The following is a 15,523-nucleotide window of genomic DNA, read 5'->3' as shown; positions in this document are numbered from 1 at the left end:
CGGGGCGGGTCAGTCGGCGAGGTTGGGGATCTTGCGCGGGGCCATGAAGTACAGCCAGAGCAGGGCGATGAAGTACATCGCCGGGATCAGGGTGAACAACACGGCGTAGTTGTTGTTCGTGACGGTCAGGATGTAGCCCACCAGTTGGGTCATGAACATACCGCCGATGGCCGCGCACATGCCGCCAAAACCGAATACCGTGCTCATCATGTGCTTGGGGGTGTAGTCCATCACCAGGCTCCAGATGTTCGCGGTCCAGGCCTGGTGCGCGCCGATGGCCAGGGAGATCGCGGCGACGGCGACCCACAGGTGGCTGGCACCAGCCGCCATCACCACGCCGACGATGCAGCAGGCGAACAGCAGCATCGACAGCAGGCGGGCACGGATCGGATTGATGCCGCGACCGATCAGGAACGAGGAGAGGATGCCGCCACCGACGCTGCCGAAGTCGGCGGTCAGGTAGATGATGATCAGCGGGATGCCCATCTGCGTCACGCTGATGCCCAGGTTGTATTGCTGGTTGAGGAATGGCGGTAGCCAGTACAGGTAGAACCAGAACACCGGTGCGGTGAGCGAATAGGCCAGGGCGAAGGCCCAGGTGCCGCGCATGCGCAGGATCCGCGAGAAGGGCACGGCGGGTTGGGCCGGTTCGGCTTCTTTCTGGATATACGCCAGTTCCGAAGGCTTCACTGTTGGGTGTTCTTGCGGGTCGAAGTACTTCAGCCCCCAGAACAACAGCCAGATGCCGCCCAGCACCGCCATGCACAGGAACGCCGCCTGCCAGCCCCAGACTTGCAGGACCAATGGCAACAGCATGGGCGTGAACATCGCCCCGACGTTGGTCCCGGCATTGAAGATACCGGTGGCCACCGCGCGTTCACCGGCGGGGAACCACAGGCGGGTGGTTTTCACGCAGGCCGGGTAGTTGGCGGCTTCGGTCAGACCGAGAATCAGCCGGCAGACCATGAAGCCCACCGCCGAGGTCGCCAGGCCGTGGGCGCCGGTCGCCAGGCTCCACAGCAGCACGGAGAAGAAGAACACCCGTTTCACGCCGATCTTGTCGATCAGCCGTCCTTGCAGGACGAAACCGACGGCGTAGCCGACCTGGAACCAGAAGTTGATGTTGGCGTAGTCCATCGCCGTCCAGCTCATTTCCTTGGCCAGGATGGGCTGCATCACGCCCAGGGCGGCGCGATCGATGTAATTCAGGGTGGTGGCGAAGAATACCAGGGCCAGCATGCCCCAGCGGGTCGTGCCGACGGCCATGGCGCCGCGAATCTTGTCGGCGATACCGCCGCGGGCGCTGCCCTGGGTGACAGGGGAGCTTTGTGAAGTCGAGAGCATGAGCGATTACCCGTTTTTTGGAATTGTCTGGGTGTGTGTCTGAAGCGTTTGAAGCACTGCCTTGGCTGGAATGATGGTGCGCAGTGAGCAAAAAACCGTCAATTCTCCAAAGTTCATTCTGGTCGATAATCGCACACAAAACTAACTGGTTCGTACACTTTGATTGAAGTCCGCTGCCCTTGCATCAATAATTCGATCACCTCTTGAGTCCGGTCGGATGAAGTCCTTGCAGGAGTGGCCGGTCGCCGCTCGATTGCTGGCGATGGCAACCGATCAGGCGATACAAGGCTCGCGGGCCTTATCGCTGCGGCGCTCCGACAAGTCTGCGCCTACAAGGCCGGTGTCTGGTTTTAGTCAGTCTTAACAATAAAAATGCCCTCTGTTGGGAGTCGTCACATGCAGCGTTCCATTGCCACCGTTTCCCTGAGCGGCACCTTGCCGGAAAAACTCGAAGCTATTGCCGCCGCCGGGTTCGATGGCGTGGAGATCTTCGAAAACGATCTGCTGTATTACGATGGCAGCCCACGGGAAATCCGCCAGATGTGCGCGGACCTGGGGATCGCGATCACCTTGTTCCAGCCCTTTCGCGACTTCGAAGGCTGCCGCCGTGATCGTCTGCCGCGCAACCTGGAGCGTGCCGAGCGCAAGTTCGACCTGATGCAGGAGCTGGGCACCGATCTGGTGCTGGTGTGCAGCAATGCCTCGGCCGACAGCGTGGGCGATCCGCGGATCCTGGTCGACGACCTGCGTCTGCTGGCCGAGCGCGCCGGTGCCCGTGGCCTGCGTATCGGCTATGAGGCCCTGGCCTGGGGCCGGCATGTCAATACCTACCAACAGGTCTGGGATATCGTTCGTCAGGCCGATCATCCGAGCCTCGGGGTGTTGCTCGACAGCTTCCATACCCTGTCGCTCAAGGGCGATCCGAGCGCGATTGCGCAGATTCCCGGCGACAAGATCTTCTTCGTGCAGATGGCCGACGCGCCGATCCTGGCGATGGACGTGCTGGAGTGGAGTCGACATTTTCGCTGCTTCCCGGGGCAGGGGGAATTCGACCTGCCGGGCTTTCTCGCGCCGATCATCAAAAGTGGCTACACCGGGCCGCTGTCCCTGGAGATCTTCAACGACGGTTTCCGCGCCGCGCCGCCGCGGGCCAATGCCGCCGATGGCTTGCGTTCGTTGCTGTACCTGGAAGAGAAAACCCGCGAGCGCCTGGCGCGGGAAGCCGAACCGGTGGCCAATCTCGATACCTTGTTCCGCGCGCCATCGGTCAGTGAAAACGATGGCATCGAGTTCCTCGAGTTCGCCGTGGATGAAAGCCTGGGCGCCAAGCTGAGCCACTGGCTGGAACGCCTGGGTTTCACCAAGGCCGGGCAGCACCGCTCGAAAAGCGTCAGCCTGTTGCGCCAGGGCGATATCAACCTGATCCTCAACTCCGAACCCTACTCCTTTGCCCACAGTTTCTTCGAGGCGCACGGTCCGTCCTTGTGTGCCACGGCAATCCGGGTCAACGACAGCGCCAGTGCCCTGTCCCGGGCCGTGGCCTACAAGGGCCAGCCCTATCGCGGCCTGGTCGGCCCGAACGAATTGGAGCTGGCGGCGGTGCGGGCGCCGGATGGCAGCCTGATCTATCTGGTGGACCAGGACGCCACCGGTCAGAAACTCTATGCCACCGACTTCAACCTGCTGCCCGTCGCGCCTTCGCGCACCGGCCTCAAGCGTATCGACCACATGGCCATGGCGTTGCCCGCCGACAGCCTCGACAGTTGGGTGCTGTTCTACAAGAGCCTGCTGGATTTCGAAGCCGACGATGAGGTGGTGCTGCCCGACCCCTATGGCCTGGTGAAGAGCCGGGCGCTGCGCAGCCGCTGCAGTTCGATCCGCCTGCCGCTGAACATTTCCGAGAACCGCAACACGGCGATTTCCCATGCGCTGTCGAGCTATCGCGGTTCCGGTGTGCATCATATTGCCTTCGAATGTGACGACATTTTTGCCGAAGTCAGCCGGGCGAAGGCGGCGGGCGTGCCGTTGCTGGATATCCCGCTCAACTACTATGACGATCTGGCGGCGCGCTTCGATTTCGACGACGAGTTCCTCAGCGAGCTGGCCTACTACAACGTGCTGTATGACCGCGATGCCCAGGGTGGCGAGTTGTTCCACGTGTACACCGAGCCGTTCGAGGGGCGGTTTTTCTTCGAGATCCTGCAGCGGCGCAACGGCTATGCCGGGTATGGCGCGGCGAACGTCGCGGTGCGCCTGGCGGCGATGGCCAAGTCGCGCAGTGGTGCGGCGCGGCAGGCACGGCTTTAACCTGGCTGAGCACGCCCTTCCTGTAGGCGCGGTTGGTCGGCGCTCGATTGCTCGCGATGAACGCAAGGACGCCGTGTTTTTTCAATGACCCAGCGTTATCGTTGACCGCCATCGCGAGCAAGCTCGCTCCTACAGGCGATTGTGCTCATAATCGACAGCATCTGCTGAGAAGGCCGTCGGCCCAGGATGACTATGACTTCAGAACTTCCCGTCACGTCCGACGTGCCGGTCGTCGTGCCGCGCAAGAGTCGCAAGAACAATCCCGAGAAAACTCGCGAAAACATCCTTCAGGAAGCGATTGTCGAGTTCGTCCAGCAGGGGCTTTCCGGCGCGCGGGTCGATGCGATTGCCGAGCGCACTCACACCTCGAAACGAATGATCTATTACTACTTCGGGAGTAAGGAGCGGCTGTACGTCGAGGTGCTGGAGAAGCTCTACGGCGAGATTCGCAGTACCGAAAGCCGTCTGAATCTGACGGAGCTGGAGCCGCGGGAAGCGATTCGCCGGATGGTGGAATTTACGTTCGACCACCATGATCGCAACGTCGATTTCGTCCGGATCGTCAGTATCGAAAATATCCACAAGGGCGAGTACGTCAAGCAATCGCAAGTGATTCGCTCGCTGAACGTCTCCATCCTGAGCGCGCTGGGCGAAATCCTCCAGCGTGGTGCGCGGCAGGGGCTGTTCCGCAGCGGCCTGGACCCGCTGGACGTGCACTTGCTGGTGAGTTCGTTCTGTTTTTACCGGGTCTCGAACCGCCACACCATCGGCGAGCTCTTCCAGATCGACTTGCCGGACGAGCAGGTCAAGGCGCGGCATCGGCAGATGATTTGTGAGTCGGTGTTGCGGTATTTGCAGGCCTGAACAGCCGAACGCTGAGCAGTGCTGAGCTTTATTTTGCCTAAAGCTCAGCCAGGTGAGTCTTATAGACTCTGAAAATGCTCCAGCATCCGCTGCGCGTCCGCGGTCACGCCGCTGAACAGTTCAAATGCCTTGACCGCCTGGAACACCGCCATCGTCCCGCCGTCCAGCGTGCGGCAACCCAGTTCCCGGGCGTTGCGCAACAGTTCGGTTTCCAGCGGGAAATACACGATTTCCGCCACCCACAGTTCGGCGCGCAGCAGCTCCCGCGGGACCGGCATGCCGGGCAGCTTGGCCATGCCCATCGGCGTGGTGTTGACCAGGCCGTCCGCCTGCGCCATGGCCGTAGGCAAATCGCTTCCAGCCTTGGCCCGGCCACCGGCAAAGTGTTGATTGAGGTTGTCCGCCAGGCTTTGCGCGCGGCGGCTGTCGACGTCGAAGATGGTCAACTGTCGTACACCTTCGTCGAGCAGTGCATGCGCCACCGCCGCGCCCGCGCCGCCCGCGCCCATCTGCACCACATGCTCCAGCGCGACCCCCTGGAGCCCACGGCGAAAGCCTTCGGCGAAGCCCAGGCAGTCGGTATTGTGGCCCACCCGTTTACCGTCCTTGAACACCACCGTGTTCACCGCGCCAATCCCCCGCGCCTCCGGGGACAGTTCATCGAGCAGGGGAATAATCGCCTGCTTGCAGGGAAAGGTGATGTTCAACCCGGTGAACGCCATGCGTTCGGCGGCCAGTAACAGCTCGGGCAGGGCGTTGATGTCCAGCTGCAACGGGTCCAGGTCGATCAGCCGATACAGATAGCGCAAACCTTGGGCATCGCCCTCGTGCTCATGCAGGGCCGGCGTGCGCGAAGCCTGGATACCAGAGCCGATCAGTCCGGCCAGTATGCTTTTGCTGTGGTTTTGTGACATTCCGTTTATCCCTTCAATTTCTGGCTGAAATAGTCCAGCGCCAGGCGATAGCCATGGCTGCCGAACCCGCACATCACCCCCGTGGCGATGGACGATACGAATGAGTGATGGCGAAACAGTTCGCGGGCGTGGACGTTGGACAGGTGCACTTCGATCACCGGTAATTCACTGGCCACCAACGCATCGCGGATCGCCACCGAGGTGTGGGTCCAGGCGGCCGGATTGATGACGATCCCGGCACAGCGGCCACGGGCGGCGTGAATCCAGTCCAGCAGTTCACCTTCATGGTTGGTCTGGCGAAACTCCACGGTCAGGCCCAGTTCAGCGGCCGCGCGACCGCACAGGGCGGAAATGTCCGCCAGGGTTTCGTGGCCGTAGGTTGCCGGCTCACGCACGCCGAGCAGGTTCAGGTTCGGGCCGTTGAGCACCAGGACGATAGGGGGCATCAGGGGATCTCCGTTGTTGTTTTTGGCTTGGACCACGAGAAGGCAATCGGGTCTGTAGGGATAAAATGTACTAACTGGTTAATCCAAGTCAAATGAACTGACGGTGCCAGAAGCCAACCAGGTTCGTTAGTGTTCGATCAGCGAACAGTTCTCGGGAAATCTTCCGTTTGCAGTGGATCCCGGGCCTGACCCATGCCGAAGGTGTGGGGGGCTGGATGTTTCCGGGAAACCAGTGCAACCCCGTGACCGGTGATCGACCCGACCCTTGACGCTTTTTCATTGAAGGAGAATACTCGGGAAAAATTCATATAGATGACTGGATAACCACAAGAATGAATAGTCTTTCCAGCGACGAACGCCTGCCCCTTTATCAACGCCTACGCGATGAGCTGGCCCGACAGATCGCCAACAATCGCTGGCGCCCGGGCGAAGCGATTCCCACCGAAGCGGTGCTGGCCGGCGAGTACCAGCTGTCCATCGGCACCGTGCGCAAGGCCATCGACAAGCTGGTGGAGGAGCGCATCCTTGAACGCCATCAGGGCCGGGGCACTTTTATCCGCCGTCCGCAGTTCCAGTCTTCGCTGTTCCGCTTTTTCCGTTTCCAGAATCTGGCCGGTGAGCGCCAAGTGCCGGAGAGCCGGATCCTCAATATCGATTCCCTGCTCGCGCCTTCTGCCGTCAGCCAGGTCCTGGGACTGCCGCCCGAGGCCGAGGTGATCCGCCTGGTCCGTCTGCGCTTGCTGGCCGGCACGCCGGTGCTGGCCGAGGAGATCTGGTTGCCCAAGGCACCGTTCCAGGCCTTGCTGAGCGCCGACCTCGACCGTCAGGGCCCGCTGCTCTATCCGATCTACGAAGAGCTCTGCGGCCAGGTCGTCGCCTGTGCCGAGGAAACCCTCACCGCCGAAGCGGTGGGCGAGGCGCATGCGCGGCTGTTGCAGATCGAGGCCAACAGTCCGGTGGTGGTGATCGAGCGCTTGGCTCGCGACTATGCCGGCCAGCCGCTGGAATGGCGGCGTTCCCGTGGCCATGCCAGCCACTTCCGCTACAGCGTCGAGATTCGCTGAGCCCTGAAGGCTCCCCCGTTTACCTATAAGGATAAGAAATCATGTTCAGTTGGTATCGCGACATCACCTCGAGGGAGCGCAAGACATTCTGGGCCTGCTTTGGCGGTTGGTCCCTGGATGCACTGGAAGTGCAAATGTTCGGCCTGGCGATTCCGGCCCTGATCGCCGCCTTCGCCCTGAGCAAGGGCGATGCCGGGCTGGTCAGTGGCGTGACCCTGGTGACTTCGGCCATCGGTGGCTGGCTCGGTGGCACGTTGTCCGACCGCTATGGTCGGGTCCGTACCTTGCAATGGATGATTCTCTGGTTTTCGCTGTTCACCTTTCTCTCGGCCTTTGTCAGCGGCTTTCACCAGTTGCTGGTGGTCAAGGCGTTACAGGGCTTCGGCATCGGCGGCGAGTGGGCGGCGGGGGCGGTGCTGATGGCCGAGACCATCCAGGCGCGCTATCGCGGCAAGGTCATGGGCGCGGTGCAGAGTGCCTGGGCGATCGGTTGGGGCGCGGCGGTCGGGGTGTTCACCCTGATCTACACTTTCGTGCCCGAGGCCATGGCCTGGCGCGTGATGTTCCTGGTGGGGTTGTTGCCGGCACTGCTGGTGATTTATGTGCGGCGCAGCGTGGTCGAGCCTGACGGCGCGCAACGCCGGGCCAAGGCCGCGGGATGTGGCCTGCTGGCCTCGATGGCAGCGATCTTTCGTCCCGAGCTGCTGCGGGTGACGCTGCTGGGCGGCGTTCTCGGCCTGGGCGCGCATGGCGGCTACCACGCGGTGATGACCTGGCTGCCGACTTTCCTCAAGACCGAGCGCAACCTTTCGGTATTGAGTTCCGGCGGTTACCTGGCGGTGATCATCGTCGCGTTCTGGTTCGGTTGTATCGTCAGTGGCCTGCTGCTGGACCGTATCGGGCGGCGCAAGAACATCATTCTCTTTGCCTTCTGCTGCGTGGTCACGGTGCAGTGCTATCTGTTCCTGCCGTTGAGCAACACGCAGATGCTGTTTCTCGGTTTCCCCCTGGGCTTCTTTGCCGCCGGGATCCCGGCCAGCCTGGGCTCATTCTTCAATGAACTGTATCCGGCGGATGTCCGCGGTGCCGGGGTGGGTTTCTGCTACAACTTCGGGCGGGTGCTGTCGGCGCTGTTCCCGTTCATGGTCGGGCATATGAGTGAGTCGATGTCCCTCGGTTCGGCCATTGGTATCGATGCGGGGATCGCCTATGGCGTGGCGGTGCTGGCCGCGCTGGCCCTGCCGGAAACCAAGGGCCGTAATCTGCAGGAGGTCGCGACGCAGACCGTGCCGGCCAAGGGCGCCAATGTCCGCCAGTTATCCTGAGAACACCACAAAACCTGTAGGAGCAGGGCTTGCCCGCGAAGGCGTCTGTATGGGCGGCGCAAGGCTCAACGGCCCCATCGCCGGCCAGCCGGCTCCTACAAAGTTTGCGTTCAGGCGTGATTCAACTTTTATCGCGCCGCCCTTTGCGGCGCTTCAGCCATAGATGAGTTCCATGTCCGAGACTTGCCCACTGCCGATTCGCGGCATCGATGCCCATGCCCATGTTTTCCAGCGTGGCCTGGGGCTGGCGGCCGTGCGCCGTTATGCGCCGGACTACGACGCCCCCTGGCCGATTACCTGGCGCGCTTGCGGGAAAACGACCTGAGCCATGGCGTGCTGGTGCAGCCGAGCTTCCTTGGCACCGACAACAGTTACTTATTGGCGGCGTTGCAGCAGGCCCCCGAACAACTGCGCGGGGTGGTGGTGGTCGAGCGCGATATCGTTTTCAGCGAGCTGCAACGGATGGCCGGGCTCGGCGTCGTGGGCGTGCGCTTGAATCTGATGGGGCAGGCGTTGCCGGACTTTGCCGAGGCGTCGTGGCAGGTGTTTTTCCAGTATCTGCGGCACCTCGACTGGCATGTCGAAGTGCATCGTCAGTTGGAGGATCTGCCGGTGTTGGTCGAGTGCCTGTTGGCGCGGGGATGCAAGGTGGTGGTCGATCATTTTGGCCGTCCCGATGCCCGGCTTGGGCTCGAGCAAGCGGCCTTTGCCCGTCTGCTTGCGCTGGGTGAAGGCGGGCGCTTGTGGATCAAGGTCTCGGGTATCTACCGGCTGGGCGGGACGCCGATGGAGAACCTGCATTTCGCGGAAAAGGCCTTGTCGCTGATGTTGCAAACCGTGGGCCCGGAGCGGCTGTTGTGGGGCAGCGATTGGCCGCATACCCAGCATGAGCAGGAGGTGAGTTTCGGCTCGGAGCTCGATCGTCTGCGCCGTCTGGCTTGCGCCGCGCCGCTGCGCCAGCATCTGCTGTGCAATACGGCAGCCGAGTTGTTCGGGTTTGTGAGGGACTGAACTGGGTGGCTGTGGGAGCGCTGCTTGTCGGATCGCCGCACCGCCGCGAAGCTTTTAGCGGCTTCAAGGGCCTCCTCGCGAGCAAGCTCCGCTCCCACAGGGGACGCGTTCGGGCTTGGTTTACGGGATTGGCCCTTACCCGGTTTCAGCGGCGGGTCAGCAACACCCCGGATTCCATATGGTGGGTCCAGGGGAATTGATCGAACAGCGCGCAGCGTTCGATGCGGTGGGTATCGTGCAGTTGCGCGATATTCGCCGCCAGGGTCTCGGGGTTGCAGGAGATGTACAGGATATTGTCGAAACGCCGGGTCAGTTCGCAGGTGTCCGGGTCCATGCCGGCGCGCGGCGGGTCGACGAACACGCTGCCGAACTCATAGCTTTTCAGGTCAATGCCGTGCAGGCGCCGGAACGGCCGCACTTCGTTCAACGCTTCGGTCAGTTCCTCGGCCGACAGGCGCACCAGGTTCACGTTGCCCACGGCGTTCTCGTCGAGGTTGCTCAAGGCGGCACTGACCGAGGTCTTGCTGATTTCGGTGGCCAGCACCCTGCGCACCCGGGTCGCCAGCGGCAGGGTGAAGTTGCCGTTGCCGCAGTACAACTCGAGCAGATCGTCGGAGCGCTCACCCAAGGCCTCATAGGCCCAGTTGAGCATCTTCTGGTTCACCGTGCCGTTGGGCTGGGTGAAGGCTCCTTCCGGTTGCCGGTAGCTGAAGGTGCGTCCGGCAATCTCGAACTTTTCCACCACGTAGTCGTGGCCGATCACTACGCGCTTGCCCTTGGAGCGGCCGATGATGCTGACGCCAAGGTCGGCGGCCAGTTGCTCGGCGGCGGTTTGCCAGTGCTCGTCCAGCGGGCGGTGATAGCACAGGGTGATCATCGCGTCGCCCGCCAGGGTGGTCAGGAACTCCACCTGGAACAGCTTGTGGCTCAGCGGCGCGCTGGCCTGCCAGGCGGCCTTGAGCTTGGGCATCAATTCGTTGATGCGCAGGCTGGCGATGGGAAAGTCTTCGATCAGGAGCGGAGTGCGCTTGTCGTCCTGGGCAAACATCGCGTAGTGGCGTTCACCGGCCTGGCGCCACAGGCGGAACTCCGCCCGTAGGCGAAAGTGCCGCAGTGGCGAGTCGAACACCCGCGGTTCGGGGGCGTCGAACGGTGCCAGCAGATCGCGCAAGAGCGCGACCTTGTCTTCGAGCTGAGCGGTGTAGATGTTGGAATCGAAAGTCATGCGTTGAACCAGCCCAGCTTGATAACGAACAGAATCGACAGGATCACCAGCGCCGGGTTCAGCTCGCGGCCGCGACCGGACAGCAGCTTGATCGCGGTCCAGGCAATGAAGCCGAACGCGATGCCATTGGCGATGGAATAGGTGAAAGGCATGGCCAGGGCGGTAACCACCACCGGTGCGGCTTCGGTGATGTCATCCCAGTTGATTTCCGCCAGGCCCGAAGTCATCAGCACGGCGACGAACAGCAGCGCCGGCGCGGTGGCGAACGCCGGAACGCTGCCGGCCAGCGGGGCGAAGAACAGCGCCAGCAGGAACAGCACGGCGACCACCACGGCGGTCAGACCGGTACGCCCGCCGGCACTGACGCCCGCCGCCGATTCGATGTAGCTGGTGGTGGTCGAGGTGCCCAGCAGCGAACCGGCCATGGCGGCGGTGCTGTCGGCGATCAGCGCGCGGCCCATTTTCGGCATGTGGCCGTCCTTGCCCATCAGCCCGGCGCGCTTGGCGACGCCGATCAGGGTGCCGGAGTTGTCGAACAGGTCGACGAACAGGAAAGCGAAGATCACGCTGACCAGGCCGATGTTCAGGGCGCCCTTGATGTCCAGTTGCAGAAAGGTCGGCGCCAGTGACGGCGGTGCCGAGACGATGCCACCGAACGGGCTGAAGCCCATCAGGATCGAGACGATGGTCACGCCGAGAATGCCGATCAACACCGCGCCACGAACTTTCAGCGCGTCCAGCGCGACGATGGCGGCAAAGCCCAGGGTGGCGAGGATCGGTGCCGGTTGCTTGAGGTCGCCGAGGCCGACCATGGTCGCCGGGTTGCTCACCACGATGCCGGCGTTGTGCAGGGCGATCAGCGCCAGGAACAGGCCGATACCGGCGGCGATCGCCGAGCGCAGCGGCAGCGGGATGCTGTTGATGATCCATTCGCGGATGCGGAAGATCGACAGCACGAAGAAGCACACCGCCGAGATGAATACCGCCCCCAGCGCGACTTGCCAGGTATGGCCCATGTGCAAGACCACGGTGTAGGTGAAGAAGGCGTTCAGGCCCATGCCCGGTGCGAGGGCGATCGGGTAGTTGGCGATCAGGCCCATGACCGTCGAGCCGAAGGCCGCGGCCAGGCAGGTGGCGACAAACACCGCGCCCTTGTCCATGCCCGTTTCGCCGAGGATGCTCGGGTTGACGAACAGGATGTAGGCCATGGCCAGGAAGGTGGTGACGCCCGCGAGTATCTCGGTGCGCACATTGGTATTGTGTGCCTTGAGTTGAAACAGCCTTTCCAGCATCTCTGCTCCCCCGTGGCGCACTCGGCGCCGTGAATGAATCGATCCGCAAACAGCCAAGCACAGACTCTAGCGGCCTGATGAGCTTCTGTCTGTGGAAAAAAGCCGCGCATCATACCAGTGGTTTGTGCCGGTTGGCTGCGCGTTGCAAGCAAGATGCCAGGACCTGCGCGGAAAATTTTTCCTCGTGCGGTACGGCGCTGCCGTCGCCGGGGGCATGAGGCATACTGCGCGTTCCTTCTGGAGGGGTTTATGAGCAGTCGAGTGAAGAGTCTGGCCTTGGCCGTCGGTATGGTGATGGCCAGCACGCTGGCGCCGGTGTCCGCCGCGCCGGCCCAATCGTTGATCGGCGTGGCGATCTACAAGGTGGTGTCCCAGGGCTGTGTCGAGGACGTGTCCGACGGTCGCGGGCAAACCCGCTGTGACCACCGCGGGCCGATTACCGTGACGGTCGTGGAGTCGGGTTATGGCCGCGGACCGCAGGCCTTTCTCAACGGCGCGCCACTGGCCTACGCGTCGCGCAGTTCACTGTGCGAATTTCGCCCTCCGTTCGTGCCTTGCACCGGCGGCCAGGTGGTGGGTTACAGCTTCAGCTATGTGTTTGAACTGGACGATCAGCAGATCGCTACCTTCAGCGTCAGTGACCGTTCGCTGACGGCACCGGTGCAGACCATGGGCGCGGCCATTCAGATCGCCTCGCACTAGGCGGTTGTCGCCGGTGTGCTCACCTCGGCCGGTTGGCGTGCTGCTGTGTGCATGCGATCGCGCCGGGCCAGGGTTGGAAACAGTTTCATCCAGCTTCCGGTGATCACCAGGGTGCCGATGCCGCCCAGCACCACGGCGGGCACGGTGCCGAACCAGTGGGCCGTCAGCCCTGACTCGAACTCACCGAGCTGGTTGGAGGCGCCGATAAACAACCCGTTCACGGCGCTGACCCGGCCGCGCATCTCGTCCGGGGTCTCCAGTTGCACGAAGGACGCGCGGATCACCATGCTGATCATGTCCGCCGCCCCCAGTACCACCAGTACCGCCAGGGAGAACCAGAACGAGGTCGACAGGCCGAAGGCAATGGTTGCCACGCCGAACACCCCGACGGCGCTGAACATGATCCGCCCGACCTTGCGCTCCACCGGAAAGCGCGCCAGCCACAGTGACATCAGCAAGGCGCCCACCGCCGGCGCCGAGCGCAACAGGCCCAGGCCCCAGGCGCCGGTCAGCAGGATGTCCTTGGCGAACACCGGCAGCAAGGCCGTGGCGCCGCCCAGCAGCACGGCGAACAGGTCCAGGGAAATGGCCCCGAGAATGTCCGGGCGACTGCGGATAAAGCGAATCCCCGCCAACAGCGAATCGAGGGTGGCCTTGCCCTTGTTCAGGCTGCTCTGCCGGGCCGGCAGGCTGAGCATCAGCAGGCAGGCGATCACATACAGCGCCACGGTGGGGCCATAGACCCAGACGCTGCCCAGGGCGTAGAGCAGGCCACCGAGGGCCGGCGCGACGATGGTTGCCAGTTGCTGGGCCGACTGGGCCGACGCCACGGCGCGGGGAAACAGCGCCGTCGGCACGATGGAGGGCAGCAGCGCCTGGGTGGTGGGCATTTCGAAAGAGCGCGCCGCGCCGAGCAGGAATGCCAGGATAAAGATCAGTTCCCGGGTGACGTGGTGGGTTGCGCTGCCGATGGCCAGGCTCAGGGCAATCAGCGCCTGTAACGACTGGCACAGCGCCGCGATCTTGCGCCGGTCGTAGCGGTCGGCGACATGGCCGGTGTGCAGCATGAACAGCACTCGCGGGGCGAACTCCACCAGGCCCACCAGGCCCAGGTCCAGCACATTGCCAGTCAGTTGGTAGAGGTTCCAGCCGATGGCCACGGTGAGCATCTGGAAGCCGCTGGCGGTAAAGATCCGTGCCAGCCAGAAAGCCAGGAAAGGGCGGTGGTGGCGCAACAGCAACGGCGCGGGGTCGGGCATCACGGGCTCGGTCGGGCGAGGGAAAAGCAGAGGTTATCATTTAGATGTAACAATAAGTTGCCGAGCTGTGCCGATTTCTTGCGGATCAGAGGGGTATCTGCGCCTGAGACAACCTGTCACGCGGCAAAAGACCACGCCGCCCGGTCGTCGGAATGGGACTACTCTTTCAGCGTTGATTGATCCAGGTCAATTGCTTTCTGGCACTGACTTGGGTCCGGAGCCCTGCGTGGCGATGGTTTGAAAGAACGAATTCGAATTCGCCGCACTCCATATCCGTGGGGGCAGTGGTGCGGGCCTCCAGGTCCGCAACCGGTATTACCTGACAGAGGAAGACTTATGTTCGGTTTGGAGGCACTTGATCTCGCCCGAATCCAGTTCGCGTTCACTATCTCGTTCCATATCCTGTTCCCGGCGATCACCATCGGCCTGGCGAGTTACCTGGCGGTACTCGAAGGCTTGTGGCTGAAGACGCATAACGATACCTACCGTGATCTGTACCACTTCTGGTCGAAGATCTTTGCCGTCAACTTCGGCATGGGGGTGGTCTCCGGGTTGGTCATGGCCTATCAGTTCGGGACCAACTGGAGTCGTTTCTCCGACTTCGCCGGCGCGGTCACCGGCCCGCTGTTGACCTATGAAGTGCTCACGGCATTCTTCCTCGAAGCCGGTTTCCTCGGCGTCATGCTGTTCGGTTGGAACCGCGTCGGCCGAGGCCTGCATTTCTTCTCCACGGTGATGGTGGCCATCGGTACGCTGGTCTCGACCTTCTGGATTCTTTCTTCCAACAGCTGGATGCAGACGCCCCAGGGTTACGAAATCATCGACGGCCGGGTGATCCCGGTGGACTGGCTGGCGGTGGTGTTCAACCCGTCGTTCCCTTATCGGCTGATGCACATGGCCACGGCGGCCTTTGTCGCGACGGCGTTCTTCGTTGGCGCGTCGGCGGCCTGGCACCTGTTGCGCGGTCGCGATAATCCGGCGATCCGCACCATGCTTTCGATGGCCATGTGGATGGCGTTGATCGTGGCGCCGATCCAGGCGGTCATCGGTGACTTCCACGGTCTCAACACCCTCGAGCACCAGCCGGCGAAAATCGCCGCCATCGAGGGGCATTGGGAAAACGTCGGCAACGAGCCGACCCCGCTGATTCTGTTCGGCCTGCCGGACATGAAGGCCGAGAAGACCCGCTTCGCCGTGGAGATTCCGTACCTGGGCAGCCTGATCCTGACCCATAGCCTGGATAAACAGGTGCCGGCCCTCAAGGAGTTCGCGGCCGCGGACCGGCCGAATTCGACCATCGTGTTCTGGTCGTTCCGGGTCATGGTCGGCCTGGGTTTGCTGATGATCTTCACCGGGCTCTGGAGCCTGTGGCTGCGCAAGCGCGAGCGCCTCTACAGCAACCGCCTGTTCCTGCATCTGGCGCTATGGATGGGACCCTCGGGCCTGATCGCGATCCTGGCCGGCTGGTTCACCACGGAAATCGGTCGTCAGCCCTGGGTGGTCTACGGCCTGATGCGCACGGCGGATGCCTCGTCCGGGCACACGCTGGTGCAAATGAGCATCACCCTGGCGCTGTTCGTCGTGGTGTATTTCTCGCTGTTCGGCGCCGGCCTGGGCTACATGATGCGCCTGGTGCGCAAAGGGCCGCAAACCAACGAAGGCGCCGAGTCGAGCCACGGTGGTCCCGGCCAGCAACGGACACCGGCCCGTCCGCTCTCCGCCGCCGATGATGCTGGCGAAGACGCTCGCCACCTGAACAAGGGGAACTGA

The 15,523-nt window shown here is 62.8% G+C and carries 12 protein-coding genes and 1 pseudogene; 7 read left to right on the top strand and 6 right to left on the bottom strand.

Annotated elements, in window-relative coordinates; all coding sequences use genetic code 11:
- Nucleotides 1–9: 9 nt before the first annotated feature.
- Nucleotides 10–1,266: an MFS transporter gene (locus PFEN_RS07565; protein WP_224770925.1), complete on the bottom strand. Its 1,257-nt coding sequence runs from the start codon at nucleotides 1,264–1,266 to the stop codon at nucleotides 10–12.
- A 474-nt stretch (nucleotides 1,267–1,740) separates the two neighbouring features.
- Between PFEN_RS07565 and quiC the strand changes: the two genes are divergently transcribed.
- Entirely contained in the window at nucleotides 1,741–3,651 is a 1,911-nt protein-coding gene (gene quiC, locus PFEN_RS07560) for a 3-dehydroshikimate dehydratase QuiC (protein ID WP_191486277.1), read from the top strand.
- 186 nt (nucleotides 3,652–3,837) lie between these two features.
- Entirely contained in the window at nucleotides 3,838–4,515 is a 678-nt protein-coding gene (locus PFEN_RS07555; RefSeq protein ID WP_191486276.1) for a TetR/AcrR family transcriptional regulator, read from the top strand.
- Between the two features lie 59 nt (nucleotides 4,516–4,574).
- Here the strand turns inward: PFEN_RS07555 and PFEN_RS07550 are convergent, their stop codons facing one another.
- Nucleotides 4,575–5,429, bottom strand: a complete 855-nt coding sequence (locus PFEN_RS07550) for a shikimate dehydrogenase (RefSeq protein WP_191486275.1) — start codon at nucleotides 5,427–5,429, stop codon at nucleotides 4,575–4,577.
- Nucleotides 5,430–5,434: 5 nt separating this feature from the next.
- Nucleotides 5,435–5,875 (bottom strand): type II 3-dehydroquinate dehydratase, encoded by a 441-nt coding sequence (aroQ, locus tag PFEN_RS07545; protein ID WP_191486274.1) that lies wholly within the window; start codon nucleotides 5,873–5,875, stop codon nucleotides 5,435–5,437.
- 332 nt (nucleotides 5,876–6,207) lie between these two features.
- Between aroQ and PFEN_RS07540 the strand changes: the two genes are divergently transcribed.
- The 3 genes and pseudogenes from PFEN_RS07540 (at nucleotide 6,208) to PFEN_RS07530 (ending at nucleotide 9,275) form a co-directional block, all read left to right on the top strand.
- Complete coding sequence (locus PFEN_RS07540) at nucleotides 6,208–6,939, top strand: GntR family transcriptional regulator (protein WP_191486273.1); 732 nt, start codon at nucleotides 6,208–6,210, stop codon at nucleotides 6,937–6,939.
- A gap of 41 nt (nucleotides 6,940–6,980) precedes the next feature.
- A complete protein-coding gene (locus PFEN_RS07535) occupies nucleotides 6,981–8,264 on the top strand; it encodes an MFS transporter (protein WP_191486272.1) in 1,284 nt (427 codons plus the stop codon).
- A gap of 172 nt (nucleotides 8,265–8,436) precedes the next feature.
- Nucleotides 8,437–9,275: pseudogene (locus PFEN_RS07530) on the top strand (amidohydrolase family protein).
- A gap of 145 nt (nucleotides 9,276–9,420) precedes the next feature.
- On the opposite strand, the gene trmA reads toward PFEN_RS07530, so the two are convergent.
- Together trmA and PFEN_RS07520 are read right to left on the bottom strand one after the other, a co-directional pair.
- Nucleotides 9,421–10,500, bottom strand: coding sequence for a tRNA (uridine(54)-C5)-methyltransferase TrmA (gene trmA, locus PFEN_RS07525; protein WP_191486271.1), 1,080 nt, complete (start codon nucleotides 10,498–10,500; stop codon nucleotides 9,421–9,423).
- A complete protein-coding gene (locus PFEN_RS07520) occupies nucleotides 10,497–11,792 on the bottom strand; it encodes an NCS2 family permease (RefSeq protein ID WP_191486270.1) in 1,296 nt (431 codons plus the stop codon). Before PFEN_RS07520 ends, trmA begins: the two co-directional genes overlap by 4 nt.
- Nucleotides 11,793–12,041: 249 nt before the next feature.
- Between PFEN_RS07520 and PFEN_RS07515 the strand changes: the two genes are divergently transcribed.
- Complete coding sequence (locus PFEN_RS07515) at nucleotides 12,042–12,494, top strand: DUF4879 domain-containing protein (RefSeq protein ID WP_191486269.1); 453 nt, start codon at nucleotides 12,042–12,044, stop codon at nucleotides 12,492–12,494.
- Here the strand turns inward: PFEN_RS07515 and PFEN_RS07510 are convergent.
- Nucleotides 12,491–13,753: an MFS transporter gene (locus PFEN_RS07510; RefSeq protein WP_412071400.1), complete on the bottom strand. Its 1,263-nt coding sequence runs from the start codon at nucleotides 13,751–13,753 to the stop codon at nucleotides 12,491–12,493. The genes PFEN_RS07515 and PFEN_RS07510 overlap by 4 nt on opposite strands.
- A gap of 336 nt (nucleotides 13,754–14,089) precedes the next feature.
- Here PFEN_RS07510 and PFEN_RS07505 point away from each other — a divergent pair, with 336 nt between their 5' ends.
- The gene (locus PFEN_RS07505; protein ID WP_191486267.1) at nucleotides 14,090–15,523 is read left to right on the top strand and encodes a cytochrome ubiquinol oxidase subunit I; all 1,434 of its coding nucleotides are present in this window, start codon (nucleotides 14,090–14,092) and stop codon (nucleotides 15,521–15,523) included.

Source organism: Pseudomonas sp. FEN, assembly GCF_904067045.1.
GTDB lineage: Bacteria > Pseudomonadota > Gammaproteobacteria > Pseudomonadales > Pseudomonadaceae > Aquipseudomonas.
Note: the sequence above shows the minus strand (reverse complement) of the source record. Positions and strands in the feature narration are given on the sequence as shown.

Bases quoted from the DNA above. Each gene is read 5' to 3' on its own strand.
- PFEN_RS07565 (WP_224770925.1), bottom strand. From the start codon at position 1,266: ATGGCCGTCGGCACGACCCGCTGGGGCATGCTGGCCCTGGTATTCTTC.
- quiC (WP_191486277.1), top strand. From the start codon at position 1,741: ATGCAGCGTTCCATTGCCACCGTTTCCCTGAGCGGCACCTTGCCGGAA.
- PFEN_RS07555 (WP_191486276.1), top strand. From the start codon at position 3,838: ATGACTATGACTTCAGAACTTCCCGTCACGTCCGACGTGCCGGTCGTC.
- PFEN_RS07550 (WP_191486275.1), bottom strand. From the start codon at position 5,429: ATGTCACAAAACCACAGCAAAAGCATACTGGCCGGACTGATCGGCTCT.
- aroQ (WP_191486274.1), bottom strand. From the start codon at position 5,875: ATGCCCCCTATCGTCCTGGTGCTCAACGGCCCGAACCTGAACCTGCTC.
- PFEN_RS07540 (WP_191486273.1), top strand. From the start codon at position 6,208: ATGAATAGTCTTTCCAGCGACGAACGCCTGCCCCTTTATCAACGCCTA.
- PFEN_RS07535 (WP_191486272.1), top strand. From the start codon at position 6,981: ATGTTCAGTTGGTATCGCGACATCACCTCGAGGGAGCGCAAGACATTC.
- trmA (WP_191486271.1), bottom strand. From the start codon at position 10,500: ATGACTTTCGATTCCAACATCTACACCGCTCAGCTCGAAGACAAGGTC.
- PFEN_RS07520 (WP_191486270.1), bottom strand. From the start codon at position 11,792: ATGCTGGAAAGGCTGTTTCAACTCAAGGCACACAATACCAATGTGCGC.
- PFEN_RS07515 (WP_191486269.1), top strand. From the start codon at position 12,042: ATGAGCAGTCGAGTGAAGAGTCTGGCCTTGGCCGTCGGTATGGTGATG.
- PFEN_RS07510 (WP_412071400.1), bottom strand. From the start codon at position 13,753: ATGCCCGACCCCGCGCCGTTGCTGTTGCGCCACCACCGCCCTTTCCTG.
- PFEN_RS07505 (WP_191486267.1), top strand. From the start codon at position 14,090: ATGTTCGGTTTGGAGGCACTTGATCTCGCCCGAATCCAGTTCGCGTTC.